This is a genomic window from Loigolactobacillus binensis, assembly GCF_005405165.1.
Classification (GTDB): Bacteria; Bacillota; Bacilli; order Lactobacillales; family Lactobacillaceae; genus Loigolactobacillus; species Loigolactobacillus binensis.
On record NZ_BJDN01000030.1, the window covers coordinates 1 to 23,034 of the forward strand.

A 23,034-nucleotide genomic window follows, 5' to 3' on the forward strand; every position below is an offset into this window, starting at 1 on the left:
GCCTATCGGAATACCAGCGTCTTAACGGCAGCGAGTAAAATAATGAAAGGAAAAATGCAATCTTTCTAAATGTGGTAATTCGTAACGATTGCCTACATTTCTCTATATTTTGCATAGCAGCTGCATTATGAGTAAACTTGCAATTATCACAGGCGCCGGGCAAGGAATCGGCGCAGGAATCGCCCAACGTTTGGCCAAGGCCGGTTACGCCATCGCCGTTGCGGACATCAATGACACCACCGCCGCAAAGGTCGCCCAAGCGCTACAAAATGAGCACTATCCTGCGAAGGCCTATCATGTTGATGTCGCCCAACGCAAAGAAGTTTTTGCCTTAGTTGCCAACGCGGTAAATGATCTCGGTGAACTAGCCGTTTACGTCAACAATGCCGGTGTAGCCTTCATTGATTCCTTCGTCGATTCTGACCCAGATGACGTAGAACGCTTGTTGGATGTCAACTTAAAGGGAACTTATTGGGGCATTCAAGCTGCCGCCACCCAGTTCCAAAAACAAGGTCAAGGTGGCCGTATCATCAATGCTGCTTCTCTTGCCGGCTATGAAGCTTCCGCCCTGCAAAGCGCCTACTCCGCTTCTAAATTCGGTATCCGCGGCTTGACCCAATCGGCAGCAAAAGAATTAGCTAAAGATCAGATCACCGTTAATGCCTATAATCCGGGCATTGTCCGCACGAAAATGCGTGACGCTATCGACCAGAAAACGGCAGCGATCAAGCATAAAACTGTGGCTCAACAACAGGCTGACTGCTTAACTGAAATTGCCCTCGGTCGTGAAGCAACTCCAGCTGACGTCGCTGAAGTTGTTGCCTGGTTTGCCTCAGATGCTGCTGGTTACGTTACCGGACAATCATTGCAGGTTGATGGCGGGATGCGGTTCCACTAAGTATTTAATTCCATTCAGAGCATTGGTTTTGAACCAATGCTCTTTTTTAGAGCCAGTAACTGGAATTGCTAAATTGTTAGGAAAATATAACCTAAAAATAGTTTCCGGTCATACGCCCACATAGCAACCCTAAATTTTCTTGCAGAATTTCCCTAGCAATTTTGCAAAGGTTCCATCAGGATCAAAACGAGAGCATTAGCGCTATTAAAGCTAATTGAGTGATTAATCTCAGCTTGCATTAATCACAATGTCTCTAGCGCAAAAAACCTTAGCTTTTTAATTGGATTGCCGCTAAAGCAGTTTTAGCGTCCTGAAGATTGACTTTGCTGCTTGTCCCTTAATAAAATCTTATGTTGTTACTTAAGCATAAATATCGTATTATAACCGTGGAACTGGTATGATTGCCACTTAAGGAGGCTGATGACAATGGTTTTATTATTGATCCGTCTATTTTGGAGTTTTAGTGCTTTCACATCCCTGCTCATCGGTCTTGCCGGATTAATTTTCCCGATAATTCCAGGAATTCCGTTCTTGATTCTCGCTTTATTTAGCTTAGAGAAGTTATCACCGAAATTCAATCACTGGCTAATGACCACTAAAGCTATGCGCTGGCTGCAATCCAAGCAACCTAAGTTAGCCCGCTGGCTGGTCCGTGACTAAGATGGAAACTGAATGTATACTAATACCGCCTAGACCATGCATTGTTTGCAGATCTAGGCGGTATTTTAGTTGGATCATGCGCCCATTATTACGACCCCAACCTGGCGCCACCCACCTAAATTCCCGTGATCGCAAAAACCAACGGGATTGTCACTAAACTTAAAATAGTCGACAAGCTCATCAAGCTAATGCCGGCGCTAGGATCATCGTGAGCTTGAAGTGTGAATAACACGCCAATACTGGCAACCGGACAAGCTGCCAGTAACAAACTAACTGCCAAACCAGTACCTTGCAACCCTAATAATTTAAATAGGCCAAAAGCTAACAAGGGAAAGCCTAGATTGCGCAGACCGAGGCTCGCCAAAATAGGTTTGTTCAGTGACTGACGATCAAAGTGTAGATCCGCCAGACTATTGCCGACCACGATCATTGCCATTGGTGTATTCGCGTTACTGACATAGACAATCGCCTGATCGAGAATATGTGGCAGTTGGAACGAAAAAGTGAAAATCAGTAATCCAACCACAATGGCAATAATATTAGGATTAAGTATAATTTTTCTAAGTGTCGTGGCAAAGCTTTGCTGTGCTGCTTTTTCACGAAATAAGGCGACACCGTGAGACCAATTAAAAATATTGAAAACTGCCAATGAAACTACGGCGAAAAAAACACCGTTAGTGCCGAATAATGAACTTGCCAAAGGAATTCCTAAGAAGCCAATATTCGGATAAATGCTGCTGTACGTCACGATCCGGCGTAAATTACGCTCGGCCACGTGGCGAAAGAATAACCGGCTTAAAACGACTTGGATAAAATAAAACAGCAACACTGCTAAACCGGCAAATAATAAGGCCTGTAAGCGCTGAGTAGAGAAACGTTGTTCAAACGCATTGACGATCAAACAAGGACTGACGATCAATAACAAAATATTAGTTAGATCAGCAGCAGTTTGTTCGTGCATAAAGCCAAATTTATTGACCCCAAAACCGACTAACATTAGGATAAACATCAACACAACTTGGCTGGTCAAGCCACTTAAAGTCATAAAATCATCTCTTTTACTCATTATAGTTCGTATTTGGCATACTGAATCAGTTTACTAGATTAATTGGCACTTTGTCCAAGCACGAAGTTATTGATTGTCGGTCTTGCTCCCTTACAACACAATAAAAACTACTACCAATTTTCAAAACCGCCACCACACATTGTGGTTTTGAAAATTTTCCTCTAACAAAAAGATCTACCCCATCATCGACTATGGCGTAGATCTTTTAGGTAAAGCAGCTTAACGGCTACTTCAATTGCAAAATTCGCTCAAGCATCGCGGTACCCGCCGCAAGATCCTCATGCTCAAAATGATGGGCTCGAATTCGTTTAGGATCGCCACCATGATAATATTCGTACATTAACTGGCGTTGACCAAAGGCAGTACTGCTCACATCAAAAGCCAAGTTTAATAATTTTGCGCGCGCTTTAGCATCGATACGTTCAGAAGTATAGGCTGCCTGTAAAATTGCTGCGTTAGTCCCGGCAAATTCTTTGAAGTCAGGCACTGCAACCATTGAACCAGCCGCTAAATGCTGAATAACCTGCACAGCCTTTTCATACATACGGGGCAAACTAGCGCGCACCGCCGTCAGCGCTTGCTCGTTAGGTGCGAAAATACCCACTGCATCCAACTGCCCGCTTAGTTCTGAATTAACGATCGTGCCCTTGATCAATTCCAAATTAGAGGTCAATTCACCTAATTGTTCAGCAACACCAAAGTAATCCGCCAACCCTAATGCTTTAGCGACCTGAAGCGCCAAGCTGGTCACAAACTCTAATTTGACGGCACCACGAACTTCATCTTGGTGGGCAGTGTGCGTGTACATCCCAGATTCAATGAAAAAGCGATTGGACATTGCGTAATCGTTATAAACAAAAACATCTGACCAAGGAATAAAGGCACGATCGAATAGCACGTAGGCGTCGATCTCATCAAAGGCGTTACTTAAAGGATAGTCATTTTCACTATAACCTGGATGATCAAACGGCTTACGGCAAATGATCTTAGCGCCTTTTAAGTTTAGCGGCGCCGCAAAGGCCACCCCGTAGCTCGTGTCACCGGACGTCAACAATAATTCCGGTGGATTAAAAATTAGCAATTCGTCAGCGATTGGGGCTAAAGTGTTCACCATTTTGGCGCCCGAAACATAGATTCCCTTTTCATTGTGTGCAACCGTATGGACGCCGGCGTAGCCTTGCGGAATCGCGTTGATGGCCTTACTCCGATCAAGTTGTGGATTTTGCAACGCATGAGAAACGAAACGATTCTTGCTTTTAATGCGCTGTGCATAATTTTTAGCATTGGCCGCAAAGTTAGTGAATTTATTTTCACCTAAAAAAGCGGCCTTCTCGCCTAAAACGGCTAAAGCACTGGCAATAAAATCAGGTGTTCGACCTAGCATCCCGTAAGAAGTTTGCGCAATTGCTGTATAAACTTGCCGTTTTTTCTGCAAGTCGGCCGCGCTACGCGGAGTCATAAAGGCAGTTGCGTAGGTGACCCCATCATCCTGATAAGTATGTAGTTGCGGGTCGGTTTGTTGTAACTTGTAGTATTGATTGACGGCCGCCAATGTCTTTTGAAAAATTGGCACTGTCGCAACATTCACTAACGCCCCATTTAAATAGACTGCACGGCCGTCATTTAATTCTGTCAGCTTACTCATTCCCAGATTCCCCTAACTTAATTGACTGATAAGGTGCCCTGCTGCTTAAGTAGGCCACTGGACACGATTATCTAACTCAACTATAAGCCATTAGCGCTTAATAGCCAACCTGAATTGGTCACAAACACCGGAATAAGTATCCAACTCTGGCAAGAAAATACTGCACCTCCCTGCGGCCAACCACCGACTGCCTAATTTTGCATTTACCTACACCGCTATTTGGTGGCGACTTGCTGCGCCAAGGCTAGAATCCGCGTTTCAATTTCATCTCTGACCTGCCGAAAAACCGTCAGGATTTCAGATTCAGTTCCTTGCGCCTGCGCAGGATCGCGCAACGGCCAATGTATTTTTTCCACGTTTGCTGGTGTAACTGGGCAGCGATCACGCGCATCGCCGCAAAGTGTGATCACCAAATCACTGGTCTTTAAATAATCCATATCGATCAGCTTAGAACGATTATGCGCAATATCAATATTTTTTTCGGCCATCACTTGCACGGCCTTGGGATTTAAACCGTGCATTTCAATCCCGGCACTGGCGATCCGCCACTGCTCACCTAAAATTTGTTTAGCAAAGCCTTCCGCCATTTGACTACGGCAAGAATTACCAGTACATAAAAAATAAATTTGTGGCATGTTAATGTCCTCCCTTATCCACTCAAAGTAACGTGCCTGGCACACTTTTAATACATCCCTAATTTACTCTGTCATAAGTTTATCACGTTAATTGTCAGTGCTTTGACTACGAACGCGCGCCACTGCCAAAGTAAACCGGACGGCTGCAAAGGCCAGCGACTTGCTGCAACTACACTCAACCAAAAATACTTAACGATAACCACAGGCCGCATAACGTCACAAATAATACTGGTAGTGTGATCGTGACGCCAATTTTAAAATAAGTTCTCCAAGCGATTTTAACCTTCTTTTGAGCTAAAACATGTAACCACACTAAAGTGGCCAAAGAACCGATCGGCGTGATTTTCGGTCCGAGATCAGAGCCGATCACATTAGCATAAACTAAAGTTTGCTGCATTAAACCTGATACGTTGGCACCTTTGATCGCTAAAGCATTGATCATTACGGTTGGCATATTATTCATAGCCGACGATAAAAATGCCGCTAAATAACCCATGCCAATGGTTGCTATAAAACGACCACCTAGTGCCATTTTACTGATTATTCCCGCCAGCACGGCGGTTAAGCCGACATTTTGCAGGCCATAAACCACAACGTACATTCCCAGTGAAAAGAAGACGATGTTCCACGGAGCGCCTTTGATCACGGCCTTAGTATTAACGTGGCGGCTTCGTTGACCAACCAATAAGAAAACCAAGGCAATTGTGAGCGCAATAAACGAAACGGGAATTTTTAGGAAGCTACTACTGAAATAACCGATCAACAACGCTGCTAAAACAAACCAAGAAAATTTAAACAGACGTTGATCTTTAATGGCCGATTTAGGTTCAGCGACTTGGGTCACATCGTAGTGCTTAGGCAATGACTTGCGAAAATATCCGTATAAAATACTGACACTGGCAACCAACGAAAAAAGATCCGGCAGCCACATTCGCAGTGCGTACTCTGAAAAGGTGATCCCAAAAAAGTCTGCTGACACAATATTAACCAGATTGCTAACAACTAATGGTAACGATGTAACGTCAGCAATAAAGCCACTAGCAATAATAAACGGAAAAACCCGCTTTTCATCAAAATGTAATGCCCGCACCATAGCTAACACGATCGGCGTCAAAATCAACGCGGCACCATCATTGGCAAAAAGGGCGGCCACGATCGCACCTAAAACAGCGATCAAAATGAACATCCGTAACCCCATTACCTTTAGCCAAGCGTGCCATATGTAAGGCGGCCCACTCAAAAAAACCGATCTCGTCTAAAATCAATGAAATCAAAATAATGGCCACAAATGATAAGGTGGCGTTCCAAACGATCCCAGTAACGGTGCCCACATCTTTAAATGTGACGACGCGAAACAATAGTGCGAGAACTGCCCCACCAATCGCCGTCCAACCAATTGATAGCCCCTTAGGCTGCCAGATAACAAATAGTAATGTAAGTAAAAATATAAAGATAGCTAAAAAAACTTGCATGGTTCCTCCCAACCACCAAAATCAGGGCACTTGGCCCCGATCGATTGATTCCTTGATTAGATAGTCAATAATACTTGTTCAAAATCAGGCTGCCACTGTTCCACTGCAAAGTGATCCGCCGAAATAGCTTTAACTTTTTCGATCCAGGCCACTTCGTTTTGGGCCCGCGCCTGCAAACAGGGATGGGTCGTTTGGGTGGCCAGCATACTTTGATTGACCAACCACCAGGTATGGGCAATTTTAGCCCGCTTTAAATCTTCATTAAGGCGCATTGATTCATAAACCGGCGTTGTTTCCGGCAACGTCACCAGCACAATTTCTGTCTGTTGCGGATCTTGTAACCGCGGCAGTAAGTCAACAATCGCCTGAGGAACATCCCCAGCAGTTCGTTTGACCTCTTTTGCATAGCTTTGTGTTGAAGCCAACAATAACAAAGTGTGCCCAGTTGGGGCGGTATCGATCACCACCACATCACTGTCGTTTTGCGCCACAATATTAGCAAAAGCACGAAAAACAGCGATTTCCTGTGTGCATGGTGAACGCAGGTCCTCAGCAACATAATCAACATCTGCTGCCTTCATGGTTTGCCTGGCCACGGTCAACACTTCATTTTGATAGTCTTGTAACACTTGCTGTTCATCAATATGACTGATCGTAATTGCAGGATCAGCTGTCTTAAAGAAATCAAGGTGATCGGCCGGATCAGTGGTGGCCAAGTGAACTGTTTTATGTTGCGCAACCAATTTTTTAGCAAGTTGCACCGCGACGGTTGTTTTACCAACGCCCCCTTTACCCATAGTAAAAATAATTTTTTTATCCGTCTTAATTAGATCAGCAACGATCACATTTAAATTAGGATAACGATCAGTAAGGGGCGGATCAGTTGTTACCGCAGGTTGAGTTGGTTGTAACACCAAGCGTAATTTATCTACGCCAGTAACGTTATAGGCGCGTAACGGTACCTCATATTGAACCAGCTTGTTTAAACCAGCGGGCATTTGCCGTAGATCAGTTTGTTGTTGCGCAAAAATAGCCTGTGAAGCATGATCTTGCGGGGCCTTAAGCGTGCCGTTAATGATCAATTGCTGATTATGCATGCCACTGGCCGCCAGTTCTTTGGCCGCTCGTGCCGCCTCAAGTAATGACGCTTTTTGTGGCCGGGTCACCAGCATTAATGTCGTTAACTCACGATTATTTAAAGTTGCCACCGCCTTGGCGTAAGTCGCCTTTTTATCACCCATACCGGCTAACTGCCCTAAACAAGAAGCGCCGCGATCATTTTCCGCTAAATAATTATTCCACGCCGCTGGCAGCTGCAACATCCGCAAAGCATGGCCAGTCGGTGCCGTATCAAAAATAATATAATCAAAGCGTTGGTCAACAGCCGGATCAGTTAAAAAATTGGCAAATTCATTAAACGCGGCGATCTCCACCGTACATGAACCAGACAATTGTTCCGCCATATTTTTAATCGCTGCTGCCGGTAGTACCCCGCGGTAAGGTCCAACCACGCTTTCACGGTACTCGTGGGCGGCAACTACTGGATCAAAATTGGCGGCAAATAAGCCAGCTACGCCAGGAATTGCTTGTGGTTTATTGGTCAGATCAGTTTTAAATACATCTTGTAAATTACTAGCCGGATCAGTTGAAACCAGCATAACTTGTTTGCCGGCATCAGCCAAATTAATAGCCGTTGCACTGGCCGTGGTTGTTTTGCCGACACCACCCTTGCCGGTAAAAAACAAATAATGCGTTAAATTAGTCTTTTGTGGTTGATAGACTTGCATAGTGATTCTCCTTCACCTTAAAGTTAAACCCAAGCTAATATAGATAAGTATCTATCTATAATTTAAAAGCAACACCTGTGCTGTTGCTGCGGTCAAAATTAACAACAACCATTACCACCGCAGCAACCACCGTTACTTTGATCAGCTGGTACGAAAACTAAGCCGGTATACGCGGATAATTCATCAAGGGTTGGGTAAGTTCCTGTTTTAACGATCTGCCCATCAACTACGGTGATCGGTAATACTGCATCAGCGTCGTCTTTGATCGCAGCTAAAATATCAGCCCGCTCGCTAAAAACATCAGGATTATTGCTGAGATTATAACGATCGGCCTCAACCGTTGCAACGCCCTGTAAGGCATCAAAAGCTGCTGTGACCATCAATAAGTCCTGATCGACTGCAGGGCCACAAACACCAGTAGCACAACACATAGCTGGTTCAAACAATTCAAGTTTCTTCATTAGTTATAACCGCCTTTCCGGAAACACATTCTTGACAAGCATTCGTGTGACAAACACAGCGTTGATCACTGGCTAATAAACGAGCAGTATCTTGTTTAAACGTGGCTATAAATTCCGCCCGTAACGTATAATGCTGCCACTTACCTTCCTTACGTGCCGCTACAATATCAGCAGTTTGTAAGACTTTCATATGGTGCGATAAAGTAGGCTGTGAAAAATCAAAGTGTTCTAAAATATCACAGGCGCACAAAGAACCACAAGAAAGTAGATCAATGATTTTTAAACGATTAGGGTCGGCCATTGCCTTAAGCATCTGAACGTATTTTTGATAGTTCATTACTAACCTCCTTTATAAATATAGACGTACATCTATGCTTATAATATAGATCTCTATCTATGTAAGCGTCAAGCTTTATTTTTAAATAATAGCCCGTAAGCTTAAAGAAACAGCCCTTCTAAGTCAGCAATCACTAGCTTAGAAAGGCTATTAAACGTCAATACTATCTATAGATGAACGGATACGTTTCCTAATTTTTCGATCAACTTCATATTTTCTCGATAATCTACCGGTACCGCAATGATAAAAACGCCGGTTGTGGCAGCAACCGCTTCTTGCATATAGGTGGAAAAATCAGTGCTATTCGTCACTTTTCTACCGATAGCACCAAAACTGGCTGCATATTGCACAAAATCGGGATTGCCAAAATCAACACCATTGGCCTCATTGATCTCGATTTTCATTTTCCATTTGATCAGTCCATATGAATGATCCTCCCAAACCACGATGATCAGGTGCAAATGTTCCCGAACCGCAGTTTCGATTTCTTGGGAATTCATCATAAAGCTACCGTCACCCATAACTGCAACAACGACGCGCTCAGGACGGGCCAACTTGGCTCCCAATGCGCCTGGTAATGTCCAAGCCATTGTTGAAAGACCGTTATCAATGATGCAAGTATTAGGCAAGTACGTTTGATAAAGGCGGGCCATCCACATTTTGACTGCTCCAGTATCAACTAAAACGATCGCATCGTCAGGTAGCGTACAGCGCAGATCGTAAACGATTTTTTGCGGAATCAAAGGGAAGGCGGCACTATTTTGACCGTCGGCTAATTCAGCTTGGATCAATGTTTTGATCTCCGCCATTGGCTTATCAAATGTGATCTGGTCAGCCTTTAGCGCGATCACTAATGCGTGGATACTAGCACTAATGTTGGCGATGATATTCAAAGTAACCGAATAATGAGCATCAACATCCTGTCTGATCATATTGATGTGAATGATTTTTTTATCACCATTTGGATTGATTTTTTGCGGATCAAACTGCTGACTGGTGTAGCCGATCGAAATAATCAGATCGGCCTTATCAATGGCAAAATTTTCATAATCTTTGTGCATGAAACCGACAACACCCAGCGTATTTTGCAACCGATCAGAAACAACACCTTTACTCATAAAGGTGGTTACCACTGGCACATTCAGGCAACTGCTTAAGGCCGCAACTTCCTTTTCAGCCTTTTTCCAGACAACGCCATCGCCGGCTAAAATAAGCGGATTTTTCGCAGAACGAATTAATTTGACCGCTTTACTTACTTCCGCTGCAGTAGGTTAAGTGATCGAGATCGGATCAACATCAAGCGGCCGAATATGCTCAGCGATCTGGGTTCGCTCAATATCTTCAGGAATCGCTAAATACGCGGCGCCCGGCCGATCACGCTTTGCGATTGAAAAACACTTTCTGATCATTTCTGGGATCGACTCTGGTGATACTGCCATCCCTGCATACTGCGTGACTGGCTTATAGATGGAAACCAAATCCAAGATCTGATGCGAATCCTTATGTAACCGAGCCAAATTCCCCTGTGCACTGATTGCCACTAAAGGAATCGAGCTAGTATTAGCATCGGCCACCCCAAGAATCATATTCAAAGCACCTGGCCCAAGTGTGGAAATACAGACCCCAGGGATCCGCGTAATTTGCCCATAAATTGCCGCCATAAAAGCCGCTCCTTGCTCACTTCGAGTTAGAACAAATTTAATTTTGCTAGATTTACTAAGTTCGTTCACTAGAAAAATATTTTCTTCACCTGGAACGCCCCACACGTACTTGACGCCTTCATTTTCTAGGCAATCAACCACTAATTTTGCCACACTTCGCTTACTCATACCGTTTTTCCGCCTCATCTATTCATGAAAAACATGATTTTTTGATTCTATTTTTCTAATTATAATTTAATTTATCTGGGATATTTATAATTATATTTTCATTTAGCTAAATGTCAATATTTTTTCATGAATCAGGTAGGCTTCAGTGGCTTACATGAAAGCTAACTGTTTTTGGATAACACCAAACAGTAACACTATTTTGTGCCACTGTAATCATGTCTGATCCGCTCACTGAACGATAAATTCTGGCGCTGTTCCTTTGATCAGCACCGCAATAATATTTTGGACGCATTTCAAGCTGATCTGATTTAAGGCGTCTGGTGTATAGCCGGCAATATGCGCCGTGGCAATCAGATTTTCCTGACTTAACAAGGCCTGATCATGGGTGGGCTCGGTAGCAAAAACATCTAGGGCTGCCCCAGCGATCAAATGATTTTTTAACGCGATCTGCAAGTCCTTCTCGACAATAATATTACCTCGAGCCGTATTAATTAAAAAGGCAGTTGGCTTCATCAGCTTAAACTTTTCCAGATCAAGTAAGTTTTTAGTTGCCGGCAGTAGCGCCGTGTGGATCGTGACAAAATCACTTATCCTTAGCAATTCATCTAGTCCTACTACGTTAATATGATATTGACTAACAAAAACTGGATCTGGTGCCGGACTATAGGCATAAATTTGCATGTCAAAACCAGCCGCTCGTTTAGCAACTTCCTTGCCAATATTGCCTAATCCAATGATACCTAGTACTTTACCATGAACATCCGCACCAAAGTAACGCTGCCAATGGCCATTTTTTACGTTTTGATCAACTTGTGGCAGCTTTCGCGCTAACGCCAACAATAGGCCAAACGCAAAATCGGCTACGGCGTGTTTATTAGCATTAGGCACATTAGTCACAAAAATACCTTTTTGTTTAGCGTAGGCGACGTCAATATTATCTACACCCACCCCGTGCTTACAAATAATTTGCAACTGGGGCAACCGTTCGATCACAGCGGCGGTCAGCTGATTAAAACCGACGATCAAGCCGGCAGCATCCTGGCTAGCCTGAATAAACTCCTTTTCAGAAATTTCCGGACTTAAACTGACGAATTCAATATTATTTTCTTTAAGTAACGTCAACGGTTTAGCTGATATTTTGGCAAAAGAGGGCGAAGTTGACACGATTTTCATAGTAATAAACTCCTTTTATGATCAGTATAGGACCGCAGTAAAGCGATAAGCAAGCCAATCTAAAAATCCGTGCTACTCATAAAATGAGTAGCACGGATTTTCAATCAATTACTGGCTTTAAATCGCTTTAGCCACAGCATAGGCATCCCAAATCGCCTGCATAATATTAGCGACATGTCGTGAATCACCTAATAAGTAAGTCTCTTTGGCCGATGTATTTAATAATTTTACAAATGGATTATTGGGACGGTACCCTAACGCACAGATCACACTATCGCCAGTAATCTCAGCTGCAGTCCCATTTTTTTCAGTAACATTAACAGTTGTACCAGTAACATTTTCAACTTTAGTTTCCAAACGTACAGCAACCTTATTGTATGGTAATAGTTCCTTCATCATCTGCCAATTAGGAAATGGCCCGACTTGCTAAATTCAATCACGGCGAAATCGTTATCGCCACTAATCAACCACTTGGCCGAAACTGCAACCTGTCCGCTTAGTGAATTAGTACGACACCCGCTACTTGCTAAACAATATTGCCGCGAACGAACACCAGTGACCATTCAGCTAAGACGAAAAAGCTACTTGGTGGAACACGTTTTAACTATATTGTTCGAAAGTATAAAAAAGAGTTGCGACATACATTACTTGTTGCAACTACTTTTCGTGTTTATTCAAGTCTTCTTTTTTGAGCATAATTATGCTGAATGGCTAGCTGAAAATCAAATAACGGCCTGACTTCAATCAGAAGCAATCAAAACAGTAACTGAACGTACCAAATAACGAATGGTAGTGCCAAAAATGTTCGTTCTAGAAAAATGATCACAATATGCGAAAACTTCTGCACAATATTACAGGATTTAAGTAAGGTGGCAATTTCAGACATAAAAATTAATTGTTCAATGCTCATCATTGCTAAAATAATGCGGCTTGACGCGGAACCGATGCCCTTGCCTAGAATAACTGGCAAATAATTATCGGCGAACCCAGACATAATGGCACTCGCCGTCACCTTGGCATCCGCGACCCCAAATAACCGTAATATCCATTCAACTGGCAAAGAGATCCATGCCAGAAGTGGTGTGTACAAAGAAAGCGCCAGCGCAGCCGTCCCCCAAATAATAATTATCGGGGATAACCAAAACACGTAGAACGTCATATTATCAATCTTCGTTGTAAAGTTTTTGATAGAAACCGTATTTGCACGATTACTGGCGTTAACTAAGGCTGTATGCCATTTATTACCTTCACGCGTTATTTTAATTGGGCGGGTGGTACTACCATCAACATAAGTACTGGGATAGCGACTGATCGGCGGGATCCGCACACCAATTGCTCCAATAATAACGCCAACTAGCGTGATTCCAAGAAAAATCAACCCAAAATAGGGCATGACCCCTAAAACTGAACAAACTAAAACGACCCAACCAATACTTGATGTTGCAAATTGACTACCGATCGTAGCCGCTTCTCTAACCGTAAAGTACCCTTTTTTGAATAATTCTTGGGTGCCAATAATAGCCGCATTACCTGGTCCGACCCAAGCACTGATAATATTGACGGCGCAAAGTTCGGACACTTTGAACAGCGGCTTAACAATAAAACCGATCAGTTCACTGAGAAATTCCATTGCACCAAATTCCAGAATGAAGGTTTGAAATAACAGCATTAGCGGCACCAGTACTGATAATTGTGTTGCTAAATCAAGCATTGCCGTCCCTGTGTCAGGGGAAATAATGAACAGCGGTCCAACCTTCAAGTAACACATCAACGCCACGACTGCCCCAAGAAGGCGGTTGATCACATAAAAAGGCGTTGTTGAGAATAGCTTTTTCAATAACCGTTGTTTGTGTAAAATCGTTGTCGGGATCAGCCAGTCGATCAGCGCCAATAAAGCACTTAAAACCACTAAGATCGTAACTAGTGTTTGGACAGCAAAATGATACTGGGCAATAAAAAGTTTCAGATAGTGGAATAAAATCGTATCCACACCATTGGCAAAACTAAAGGGAATTAAGACTAAGCCGACTCCTATGGCCGTACCTAAGACAAATTTAGTGATTCCCCAATAATAGCGCTGTTTAGTCATTGCGTTCACCTCACAATTCTATTTGCGCAGCAACTGTTTCAACTGCCTGAAGTGAACTAGTAAATTGTGCTTGCTCAGAACTAGTTAGTTGCAAAGGCACGGTCCGCACCGCTCCTTGTCGGCCGATCACAGCTGGTTGACTAATATAGCAGTCGCCTTCTTTGCTTGCTGGACGTGAGACCGGTAAAATAGCCTGTTCATCACGGACAATAGCTTGGATCACACGTTCAATAGCCAACGCAACACAGAATGCATTGGGGCCTTTCATTTTCCAGACATCAAAGGCCGTATCTTTTACCTGCTGCGCGATCGTAGCCTTATAATCTGTAGCCAAGGTTAGTTTATTGCCCGCAACATACGTATCAAACTGTGTGCCTGCAACACTCGTTTGGCTCCAGGCCACAACTTGCGAATCGCCATGTTCACCGATGATCAGCCCGTGCACGGCCGTTTGAGCAACACCATAGTCACGACTGAGGAGCCAATTTAACCGCGCAGTATCCAGCATTGTGCCCAGACCAATAACTCGTTGCGCTGGCCAACCACTAATTTTATAGGCAAAATAGGTTAGAATATCAACTGGATTGCTGACCATTAAAATGATCCCCTTAGGACTGTAATGGGTAATTTTAGGAATAATGGCTTGCAAAATAGTTGCATTTCTCTGCAACGGAACTAACCGCGACTCTCCCACTTTCTCCGGAACACCAACTGTGATCACAATAATATCCGAATTAGCCGTTTGTTCGTAATCGCCATAATTGATTTTTACCGCGTGACTAAGTGATAAACCATGTAAAATATCTAACGCATTTCCTTTAGCGCGTTTTTGATCAAGATCTACCAATGACAATTCATCAATATAATCCGTTTTTGCAAGTGAAAAGGCTGTTGTTGAGCCAACTGCACCAGAACCTATAATACTAACTTTCATCGTAAATACCCCCATCTTTTGTTTCGGGACGCGTTCCACTTTTTAAATATAAGCCCTTATTGTGAAATTTGCAACAAGTTTCTAAAATTTTCTCCGTTTAACTTTAATTGGATATGCTAAGATAAAATCAATAACTGCCAACGGGGTGAGCCTATATGGATAAAAAGGAACCAACAATTAAAAATATTGTTGAAGCGTTCAAGGTATTAGATTACGTCAATGAATCTGGTGAAGCTGGAATTGCCGAAATTGCGGCCCAGCTTAATTTATCCAAATCAACTATTTTTCGGATCGTTAAATCTTTAGAGACCGTTCGCGCGTTAAAACAAGAGGCCAATAGTCAATACCGGCTAGATTATCATTTAACTGCCTATGCCCATGGCGCCACGCGTGATAGTGAACTGGCTACACTTGCCGAGCCCTATATGCAAACCGTTATGCAAGTCACCGGTGAAACGGTTAATTTAGGCATTCGTTATGAGAAGGACGTCATTATTGCTAAATCCGTCGATGGGGATTTTTATCAGTTGCAGACAACGCTGCTACCAGTCAGCCCATTATATTGTTCTGGATTGGGAAAGCTTTTTCTCAGTCGTGAATCTGATCATGCATTGCGTGCCTATTTTCAAGCATTGCAGCCGCGCACGATCAAAACAATCACGAGTTTTCAAGCCTTTAAACCTGAACAAGCAAAGATTTTAGCAAATGGTTTGTCAACGGATGAAGAAGAATACGAGTATGGTTTATCCTGTATTGCGGTGCCGATCGAGAAAAATAAACAACTTGTCTGCGGCTTAAGTGTTTCCGGTCCAACTAGTCGGTTAAAACATAAAGGACTTAACAAAATCACAGCGGTTTTGCAGGAACAGGCCGCTTTGTTTGCAAAGGATCTGGCAGCATCCGGCATTACTTTTTCTGAAAAATAAATTGGGACTGATAAACGTTCTAACCGGCATTTACTGTGCCCTTAATTTCGTACTAAGAAAGGTCAACCATGGAAATCACAGAACTTTTTGCTATTCGTCTAGCTAATAGCGGCTTGTTACAGCCATTTTCGACGCTGCCGGCGGCACTGGCTAATACGGTAGGCGCCCAAAGTCAGCAGATCACTACCCCATTGATGAACATGGCGGTACGGACGACCAACCCAACGGCAGCCGCGTGGGCTAATTTGACCACGACCCATCAGATAGTGCGCGCCTGGGCCCAGCGCTGGACATTACAGGTCATGTGTCCCGCCGATCTACAATTAGTGCTCAGTGCGCGCGCCGGCGAACGGCTGCCCCGGCAGTATTATCTTGGTCAGACAGATTGGGTCAAGCAAACGGTGACCTGGTTAAAAACCGAATTAAACCAACAAAAAGCTTGGACACGTGCAGAATTCGATACATTATTGACCGCTCAATTGGCCCCGTTTAGCCGCAAAACTGGCTTACGCTACGTTATTTTACAATCCTTGATTGCGCAAGGGTACGGTTATTTTAGCGCCGCTTCCAGCACAACTAATTGGACTTTACAAATGACCACCCCAAAATTAATGGATCCAAAGCCGGCTATCACAGCCTTGATTCAACGCTATTTGACTGGTTTTGGGCCCGCCAGCCTGACAGATTTTGTTCGCTGGTCCGGCATTAAAATCTCCAGCGTACGTCCATTGTGGGCTAAGCTAGCCCAGACACAACCGCACTATCTTGTTCAAGGGCAGGCCTTATTAAGTATGACCGCCTATTCACCAGCAGAACTAGCCGCCTTGCTACACCAAGCACAAAACGCAACGCTGTTTACCGCCCGCTTTGATGCTTTGTTGACGGGCTATGCTGCTAAAGGTTGGTTATTAACGCCGGCCAAGTCTGTGGCTATTGGACAGCCGAAAAGGCCTTGGTGACCGTCCATTATTGGCACCGTTTAACCAAGCAACAGCAACAACAATTAACGTTAAAATTTCGGCAGGCAGCGCCTTTTATGCGCGTGGCGTGCACGGCGGTTCGGTTTGAACCGCTCTGCTGATTTAAAAAAAGTAATTTAAAAACCAGCTCACCCCCCTGTCATAATGACAAGGAGTGAGCTGGTTTTTATAAGTGTAACGATCCAATGATTAAGCTTCAGTTACCTAGTGGCGCTACACCTTAATTTTCATTGCCAATCATAGTTAGTTGGATCCTGTAACCCGCGGCCAGTAGCCCGATCAAGCATGATCCGTTGTTCAAAGTGAGCAACATTGCGCTTAGTTTCTTTAACCATATCAGGATTGACCGAAACATAGTCGATACCACTTTGAATCAAGAAGTTGGTAAACTCTGGATATTCTGAAGGTGCTTGCCCACAGATTGATACCGTTTTACCATCCTTGTGTGCCGTTGCGATCAAGTGCCGAATCGCCCGTTTAACGGCTAAATTCCGTTCATCAAATAGACTAGCCACTGTATCATTATTCCGATCACAGCCGAGAATCAACATGGCCAAATCATTGGACCCAATTGAGTAACCATCAATGAATTGATTGAATTGATCGGCCAGAATAATGTTAGCTGGGATCTCGGCCATCATATAAACCTTAAAGTCTGCATTGCGCACTAATCCTTCATCGCGCATGATCGTAGTGACCTTCTGTGCTTCAGTAACGGTCCGCACAAACGGAATCATCACGTTTAGGTTTTTCAAACCGAATTCATTCCGTACCTTTTTCACCGCTGCTAATTCAAGCTTGAAGGCGTTGATATACTTCGGATCATAGTAACGAGAAGCTCCCCGCCAGCCTAACAGATCAGCAGGTTCATGTGGTTCGTACTTTTCGCCACCCTTAAGCTTCCGGTATTCGCTTGACTTAAAGTCCGACAGCCGTAGAATAACCGGCCGTGGTGCCATGGTCCGAACAACTTGGGCAATACCATCCGCTAACTGATCGACTACCTTTTCCGGATGACCTTGTTCAATTAAATATAGTGGATGCTCGTGAATATACGTCGTCCAAAGGAATTCTTCGCGCATCAAACCGACCCCATCAGCTGGCAAGGAAGCGTAACGTTCAGCCAACTCTGGATCGCCTAGGTTCATCATAACGCCAGTCGCAGTCGGTGCAAAGGTTTCCGCAACAACGGCTTGGCCGCTAGTTGCCGGCGCTGCTTTTTTCAGCATACCCGTCACTTTGCCACGGTAGACGACCCCGTTTTTAGCATCTACTGTGACGATATCCCCGTCCTTAAGGGCATCCGTGGCGGCCAAATTCTTACTCCGCGTCCCAACGATACAAGGAATCTGCATTTCACGGGAAACGATCGCGGCATGACAGGTCATGCCCCCATTATTGGTGACGATCGCCGCCGCTTTTTTCATAGCCGGAACCCAATCAGGTGAAGTCATCAATGTGACTAAAACTTCGCCTTCTTTGAATTGATCGATGTCCTTCGGATCGTCAATGACATGGACGACCCCGCTAGCAAAACCAGGACTAGCTGGTAAGCCTCGTACCGCTACTTTGGCATCGGCTACGGCAACATCATCAGCTGTATCGTTGGTCTTTTCCTTATTACGCTGTGACCACACTGTTTCCGGCCGTGCTTGTACGATCCACAAGCGCTTCGTATTTGCATCCAAAGCGTACTCCATGTCCATATAGCAACCATAGTGCTGCTCAATTTTCAAAACATAATCCGCCAGTTCAACCACTTGACTATCCGTCAACGCAGGTTGCTCTTGTAACTCAGCTGGCACCGCTTGCTCCTGTGTCCCACCATCAGGTAATCGAACTAATTCAACAGATTGTTTGATGATATTCTTTTCAACGATTTTCAGCGTTTTTTTGTCGATCACAAAATGATCAGGTGTGACTTTACCTAAAACAATGTACTCACCTAAACCATAGATAGCATCGATCACGATCTGCGAATCATCACCAGTGGCAACATTCACGGAGAACATTACCCCGGATGCCTCGGAAAAGACCATCATTTGAATGGCTGCTGAAAGTGCAACCTTTTCCTGTGGAAAATTCTGTTTATGGCGGTAATAGGTCGCACGGTCAGTAAACAGTGAAGAATAGCACTGTTTGACCCGGTCAACAACATCCGCAGCCCCCTTGATATTCAAGTAAGACTCTTGCTGCCCGGCAAATGAAGCATCAGGCAGATCCTCAGCCGTTGCAGAAGAACGGATCGCAACAAAAGGATCATTCTGCCCCACCTTAGCAGCTAGCTCAGCGTATCCTTGCTTGATATCATTTGCCAGATCTTCTGGCATTGTGGCCCCAACGATCAAGTTACGGATCTGCTCACAGGTCGTGCGCAGTTCATCCGAATTTTCATAATCCTTGATTCCATCAAGCAAAGCATTGACCTGTTCATTTAACCCCGTTTGATCCATAAAGTAGCGATAAGCCCGCGCGGTCGTGGCAAAACCATATGGTACTGGAATATCCATTGAAGAAGTCATTTCCCCTAACGATGAAGACTTACCACCTACTAGGTTAACATCCTCACGGTGCAGTTCATTAAACCATAAAACATTTGCCGTATCCCGACTACTCATGAAATTACCTCCCTGTAATTAATCACTTGAATTTTATCGTTCGCAAACGCTGATCGTTCCGGAAACCGATTACATTCGCTCATTACATTGTAAATCAACTTGAGCTAAAGGGAAAGTTAAATTCTTTACCTTTAGGGTTTTCCACTACTTAATTAACAGTGTTTCACGCTTCTACCTTTAAAAAAACGCTATTATTTTTAGACTAATAGTTGCCAACAAGCAGTGCTATTAAGCGTTATCACAGCTGATAGTGCTGTTATTTAATTTAAAATTTCAGGCTTAAATAAGTTGGGCTAGGCTTTATCCATTTGGCATATACCAATTTAAAATTTTAGTATTTTTCCGTCTAAGCTTAACCAGTGGCTAAATTAGCGCCTGTCAATCCAGCTAATACTGGTTGGAATAATAATTTTAAATTACTTGATCAGATTTAGGCACAGCAAAACCCTCGCTATTGAATTTTGCTCCAACATCGAGGGTTAATTTGTAGGTAACTTTTTTGCTCAATTAACTTGTTCGGACAGACCGAGCACTAGTCAAATAGTTGATCAGGAATAAATAGATCGCCTAAAGTTGCGGCCATAATGGCTTTGATCGAATGGAGGCGGTTTTCAGCTTCTTGGAACACCACGGCTTGTTCGCTATTGAAAACATCGTCGGTAATTTCCAAAGCAGTGACGCCGAATTCATCCTCCAACGCCTGACCGACCACCGTATTTTTATCGTGGTAAGCCGGTAAGCAATGCATAATGATCGTATCCGCTTTTCCTGTTTTGGCAACTAAATTCGCATTGATCTGGTAAGGCAATAATTGTTTGATCCGTTCTTGGGGTGCAACATCCTCACCCATAGAGATCCAAACGTCGGTGTAAAGTGCGTCCGCTCCGGCAACAGCTTCTTCCGGATCAGCTGTGATCAACACTTCACTGCCACTTTTAGCCGCTGCCGCTTTGGCCATGGCAACAACATCTGCGCTAGGTTGCAAAGCTGCCGGAGCACCAATATGGATATTAACGCCTAATAATGCCGCCGTGACGAGTAAAGAATTCCCCATATTGTTGCGACCGTCGCCAACATAAGTCAAAGTCAGGCCTTGCAAATGGCCAAAATGTTCCTTCAACGTCATAAAGTCGGCGATCATTTGGGTTGGGTGCCACTGATCAGTTAAACCATTCCACACCGGCACACCACTGTATTGCGCTAATTGTTCTACTGTATCTTGGGCAAAGCCGCGGTATTCAATACCATCAAACATTGCGCCTAAAACCTTCGCCGTATCCGCAGTGGATTCTTTTTTACCAAATTGAATATCGTTTTTACCTAAGAATTCTGGATGCGCGCCAAGATCAACGGCGGCGACAGTAAAGGCCGAGCGTGTACGCGTTGAAGTTTTTTCAAACAGCAAAGCAATATTTTTGCCTTGTAAATAATGGTGGGGAATATGCTGCTGCTTCAATTGTTTCAAATGAATCGCAAAATCGATCAAATACGTTAATTCGCTGGGGGTAAAATCGATTTCTTTTAATAAAGAACGCTTAGCAAAATGATTCATTAGGTGGACCTCCTTTATTTCGACAGAACCTGCTTGATTTTAGCGACGCCGGTAGCCAACTGCTCTGTCGTGATCGTTAATGGTGGCAGTAGCCGCAAAGTATCATGTTTAGCCGACAATGTCAGTAAATGTTCCTGCTGTAGGGCGGTCACTACTGGTCCAACTGGTACTGTCAAATGGATCCCTTGCATCAGGCCTAAGCCTGTAATGCCGTTGACCGTTGCTAATGGCGCTAATTCAGTTTGTAATAACTGCTCAAGGTAGGCCGCCTTAGTCTGCACCTGCGCCAAAAATGCTGGCGTCAGCTGCGTCAATACCGCTTTAGCGGCAGCCATTGCTAATTTATTGCCACCAAAAGTAGTGCCGTGACTACCCGGATTAAAGGCCGTGGCCAATGCAGCGTTGCCGATCAGTGCACCAACTGGAATTCCGTTGGCCAAGCCTTTAGCGGTGGTCACAATATCGGGTTGCAGGCCATAATGCTGATAAGCAAAAAGTTGGCCGGTGCGACCGTTACCTGTTTGAACTTCGTCAATGATCAATAAGACTTGTTCCTGTTGGCATTTAGCGGCCACGCTTTTAAGCCAAGCACCGCTGGCGGGATTAACTCCACCTTCGCCTTGCACAACTTCTAAGATCACCGCCGCTAAATCAGCCGTGATCTGTGGTAAAGCGGCAGGATCATTGTAAGGCGCAAAGCTGATCTCTGGTACCAACGGACCAAACCCCGCCTGGATCGCTGGATTATCGGTCATTGATAAGGAGCCATAAGTCCGACCGTGAAAGCTATCACTAAAGGCAAGAACGGCGCTTTTACCCGTGGCTTTACGTGCTAATTTTAGGGCCGCTTCATTAGCCTCAGTTCCTGAATTACAGAAGAAAACTAATTTATCAGCATCGCCGACCAACAAAGTGGCGACATCTTCTTGTAATTGGCTGGCGTACAGATTCGACGTATGCCAAATCTTTTGCGCCTGTTGGGCCACCGCCGTTTGTACGGCAGCGTTACTATAACCGAGGTTGCACACCCCAATGCCGCTGGTGAAATCCAAATAAGTAGTTGCTTGATCATCGGTCAAGTAACAATCATGACCGCTAACGATATCGAAGGGATACCGCGCGTAGGTAGGAAATAATTTACTCATTGTGCCATCCCTGCTTTCTGTGTAATAAAGGCGGTGCCAGTGTGGGTCAGATCATCCGTGATAAAAGCCTGTTGCACACCCTGGTTCAACGCTGCAAATGCTGCCTTGATCTTCGGCGTCATCCCACTTTTGATCACATCAGTAGCGATCAAGGTATGCGCTTTTTGCTGGGATAATTCTGGTAATACCTCACCAGCAGATAAGACACCTGGCACATCCGTTAACAGCACTAATTTCTTGGCGTTAAGCTTGGTTGCGATCGCAGCCGCCGCTGTGTCCGCATTAACGTTGAGCCAATGGCCATCCGCGGTTTGAGCTAAAGGCGCTAATACCCCGATCTGGCGGTTAAGAACCGGCGTCAACCAGTTACTATTCAATTGATCGACTACCCCAACTTCACCGTAAATATTTTGATTTAAATAATGTCCCCGTAATAGATGATTGCAACCGGCGTTTAAACCGATCACCGGTAGATCATGGGCACTTAGTTTACTTAATAATTCCGGCTGGACCAAACCAAGTAGCACAGCCTTAGTCAGCTCTAATGTCGCCTCATCTGTCACCCGGACACCGGCAATTTTTTTGACGGCTAAATGGAGCTTTTGACTAAGCTGTGAAATTTTAGGGCCGCCGCCGTGAACGATCAAAATTTGTTGACCTTGTTGGCGCCATTGTGCTAATTGTTGAAAAAAGCTGTCCGGCAATTGGGCAACGGCATTGCCGCCGATTTTAATCACGATGATTTGACTCATGCTGACTCCTCCTAGATAAAATAATATGCTTCAAACCCCTAGTGGGCATTTTTTTAATGACTTGGTTTGACTAAA

The 23,034-nt window shown here is 44.2% G+C and carries 20 protein-coding genes and 2 pseudogenes; 4 read left to right on the forward strand and 18 right to left on the reverse strand.

Features of this window, described 5'->3' with window-relative positions:
• Positions 1–127: 127 nt before the first annotated feature.
• The gene (locus FFM78_RS11505; RefSeq protein WP_137638567.1) at positions 128–898 is read left to right on the forward strand and encodes an acetoin reductase; all 771 of its coding nucleotides are present in this window, start codon (positions 128–130) and stop codon (positions 896–898) included.
• A 426-nt stretch (positions 899–1,324) separates the two neighbouring features.
• A complete protein-coding gene (locus tag FFM78_RS11510) occupies positions 1,325–1,558 on the forward strand; it encodes a DUF454 family protein (RefSeq protein WP_137638568.1) in 234 nt (77 codons plus the stop codon).
• 115 nt (positions 1,559–1,673) lie between these two features.
• Here FFM78_RS11510 and FFM78_RS11515 read toward each other — a convergent pair whose 3' ends face one another.
• The 14 genes and pseudogenes from FFM78_RS11515 to FFM78_RS11570 form a co-directional block, all read right to left on the reverse strand.
• Positions 1,674–2,603 (reverse strand): AEC family transporter, encoded by a 930-nt coding sequence (locus FFM78_RS11515; protein WP_137638591.1) that lies wholly within the window; start codon positions 2,601–2,603, stop codon positions 1,674–1,676.
• A 247-nt stretch (positions 2,604–2,850) separates the two neighbouring features.
• Positions 2,851–4,269 (reverse strand): 4-hydroxyphenylacetate 3-hydroxylase N-terminal domain-containing protein, encoded by a 1,419-nt coding sequence (locus tag FFM78_RS11520; RefSeq protein ID WP_137638569.1) that lies wholly within the window; start codon positions 4,267–4,269, stop codon positions 2,851–2,853.
• A gap of 215 nt (positions 4,270–4,484) precedes the next feature.
• Positions 4,485–4,904, reverse strand: coding sequence for an arsenate reductase (thioredoxin) (gene arsC, locus FFM78_RS11525; protein WP_137638570.1), 420 nt, complete (start codon positions 4,902–4,904; stop codon positions 4,485–4,487).
• A gap of 175 nt (positions 4,905–5,079) precedes the next feature.
• Positions 5,080–6,376 (reverse strand): annotated as a pseudogene (locus FFM78_RS11530) (arsenic transporter).
• Between the two features lie 56 nt (positions 6,377–6,432).
• Positions 6,433–8,163, reverse strand: a complete 1,731-nt coding sequence (gene arsA, locus FFM78_RS11535; protein ID WP_137638571.1) for an arsenical pump-driving ATPase — start codon at positions 8,161–8,163, stop codon at positions 6,433–6,435.
• 98 nt (positions 8,164–8,261) lie between these two features.
• A complete protein-coding gene (arsD, locus tag FFM78_RS11540) occupies positions 8,262–8,624 on the reverse strand; it encodes an arsenite efflux transporter metallochaperone ArsD (protein ID WP_137638572.1) in 363 nt (120 codons plus the stop codon).
• Complete coding sequence (locus FFM78_RS11545) at positions 8,611–8,961, reverse strand: ArsR/SmtB family transcription factor (RefSeq protein WP_137638573.1); 351 nt, start codon at positions 8,959–8,961, stop codon at positions 8,611–8,613. Before FFM78_RS11545 ends, arsD begins: the two co-directional genes overlap by 14 nt.
• Before the next feature lie 167 nt (positions 8,962–9,128).
• Complete coding sequence (locus FFM78_RS14105) at positions 9,129–9,770, reverse strand: thiamine pyrophosphate-dependent enzyme (protein ID WP_263390754.1); 642 nt, start codon at positions 9,768–9,770, stop codon at positions 9,129–9,131.
• A 54-nt stretch (positions 9,771–9,824) separates the two neighbouring features.
• Positions 9,825–10,205 (reverse strand): annotated as a pseudogene (locus tag FFM78_RS14110) (acetolactate synthase large subunit); the annotation flags it as partial.
• 27 nt (positions 10,206–10,232) lie between these two features.
• Complete coding sequence (locus FFM78_RS14020; RefSeq protein ID WP_223877066.1) at positions 10,233–10,790, reverse strand: thiamine pyrophosphate-binding protein; 558 nt, start codon at positions 10,788–10,790, stop codon at positions 10,233–10,235.
• Positions 10,791–11,018: 228 nt separating this feature from the next.
• Positions 11,019–11,963, reverse strand: coding sequence for a phosphoglycerate dehydrogenase (locus FFM78_RS11555; protein ID WP_137638574.1), 945 nt, complete (start codon positions 11,961–11,963; stop codon positions 11,019–11,021).
• A gap of 117 nt (positions 11,964–12,080) precedes the next feature.
• Positions 12,081–12,359: an NAD(P)/FAD-dependent oxidoreductase gene (locus FFM78_RS11560; protein ID WP_171001893.1), complete on the reverse strand. Its 279-nt coding sequence runs from the start codon at positions 12,357–12,359 to the stop codon at positions 12,081–12,083.
• Between the two features lie 358 nt (positions 12,360–12,717).
• Positions 12,718–14,052 (reverse strand): YjiH family protein, encoded by a 1,335-nt coding sequence (locus FFM78_RS11565; protein WP_137638576.1) that lies wholly within the window; start codon positions 14,050–14,052, stop codon positions 12,718–12,720.
• A 10-nt stretch (positions 14,053–14,062) separates the two neighbouring features.
• Complete coding sequence (locus FFM78_RS11570; protein WP_137638577.1) at positions 14,063–14,986, reverse strand: L-lactate dehydrogenase; 924 nt, start codon at positions 14,984–14,986, stop codon at positions 14,063–14,065.
• A 155-nt stretch (positions 14,987–15,141) separates the two neighbouring features.
• Here FFM78_RS11570 and FFM78_RS11575 point away from each other — a divergent pair, with 155 nt between their 5' ends.
• Both FFM78_RS11575 and FFM78_RS11580 read left to right on the forward strand, forming a co-directional pair.
• The gene (locus tag FFM78_RS11575; RefSeq protein WP_137638578.1) at positions 15,142–15,912 is read left to right on the forward strand and encodes an IclR family transcriptional regulator; all 771 of its coding nucleotides are present in this window, start codon (positions 15,142–15,144) and stop codon (positions 15,910–15,912) included.
• A 68-nt stretch (positions 15,913–15,980) separates the two neighbouring features.
• Positions 15,981–16,871, forward strand: a complete 891-nt coding sequence (locus FFM78_RS11580; protein WP_137638579.1) for a DNA glycosylase AlkZ-like family protein — start codon at positions 15,981–15,983, stop codon at positions 16,869–16,871.
• A 248-nt stretch (positions 16,872–17,119) separates the two neighbouring features.
• Here FFM78_RS11580 and ppsA read toward each other — a convergent pair whose 3' ends face one another.
• The 4 genes from ppsA to argB form a co-directional block, all read right to left on the reverse strand.
• On the reverse strand, positions 17,120–19,510 hold the full coding sequence (gene ppsA / locus FFM78_RS11585) for a phosphoenolpyruvate synthase (RefSeq protein WP_137638580.1): 2,391 nt from the start codon (positions 19,508–19,510) through the stop codon (positions 17,120–17,122).
• 532 nt (positions 19,511–20,042) lie between these two features.
• Complete coding sequence (gene argF, locus FFM78_RS11590) at positions 20,043–21,062, reverse strand: ornithine carbamoyltransferase (RefSeq protein WP_137638581.1); 1,020 nt, start codon at positions 21,060–21,062, stop codon at positions 20,043–20,045.
• Between the two features lie 14 nt (positions 21,063–21,076).
• Positions 21,077–22,207 (reverse strand): acetylornithine transaminase, encoded by a 1,131-nt coding sequence (gene argD, locus FFM78_RS11595; RefSeq protein WP_137638582.1) that lies wholly within the window; start codon positions 22,205–22,207, stop codon positions 21,077–21,079.
• On the reverse strand, positions 22,204–22,959 hold the full coding sequence (argB, locus tag FFM78_RS11600; RefSeq protein ID WP_137638583.1) for an acetylglutamate kinase: 756 nt from the start codon (positions 22,957–22,959) through the stop codon (positions 22,204–22,206). The genes argD and argB overlap by 4 nt, the downstream gene beginning before the upstream one ends.
• Between the last annotated feature and the right edge of the window lie 75 nt (positions 22,960–23,034).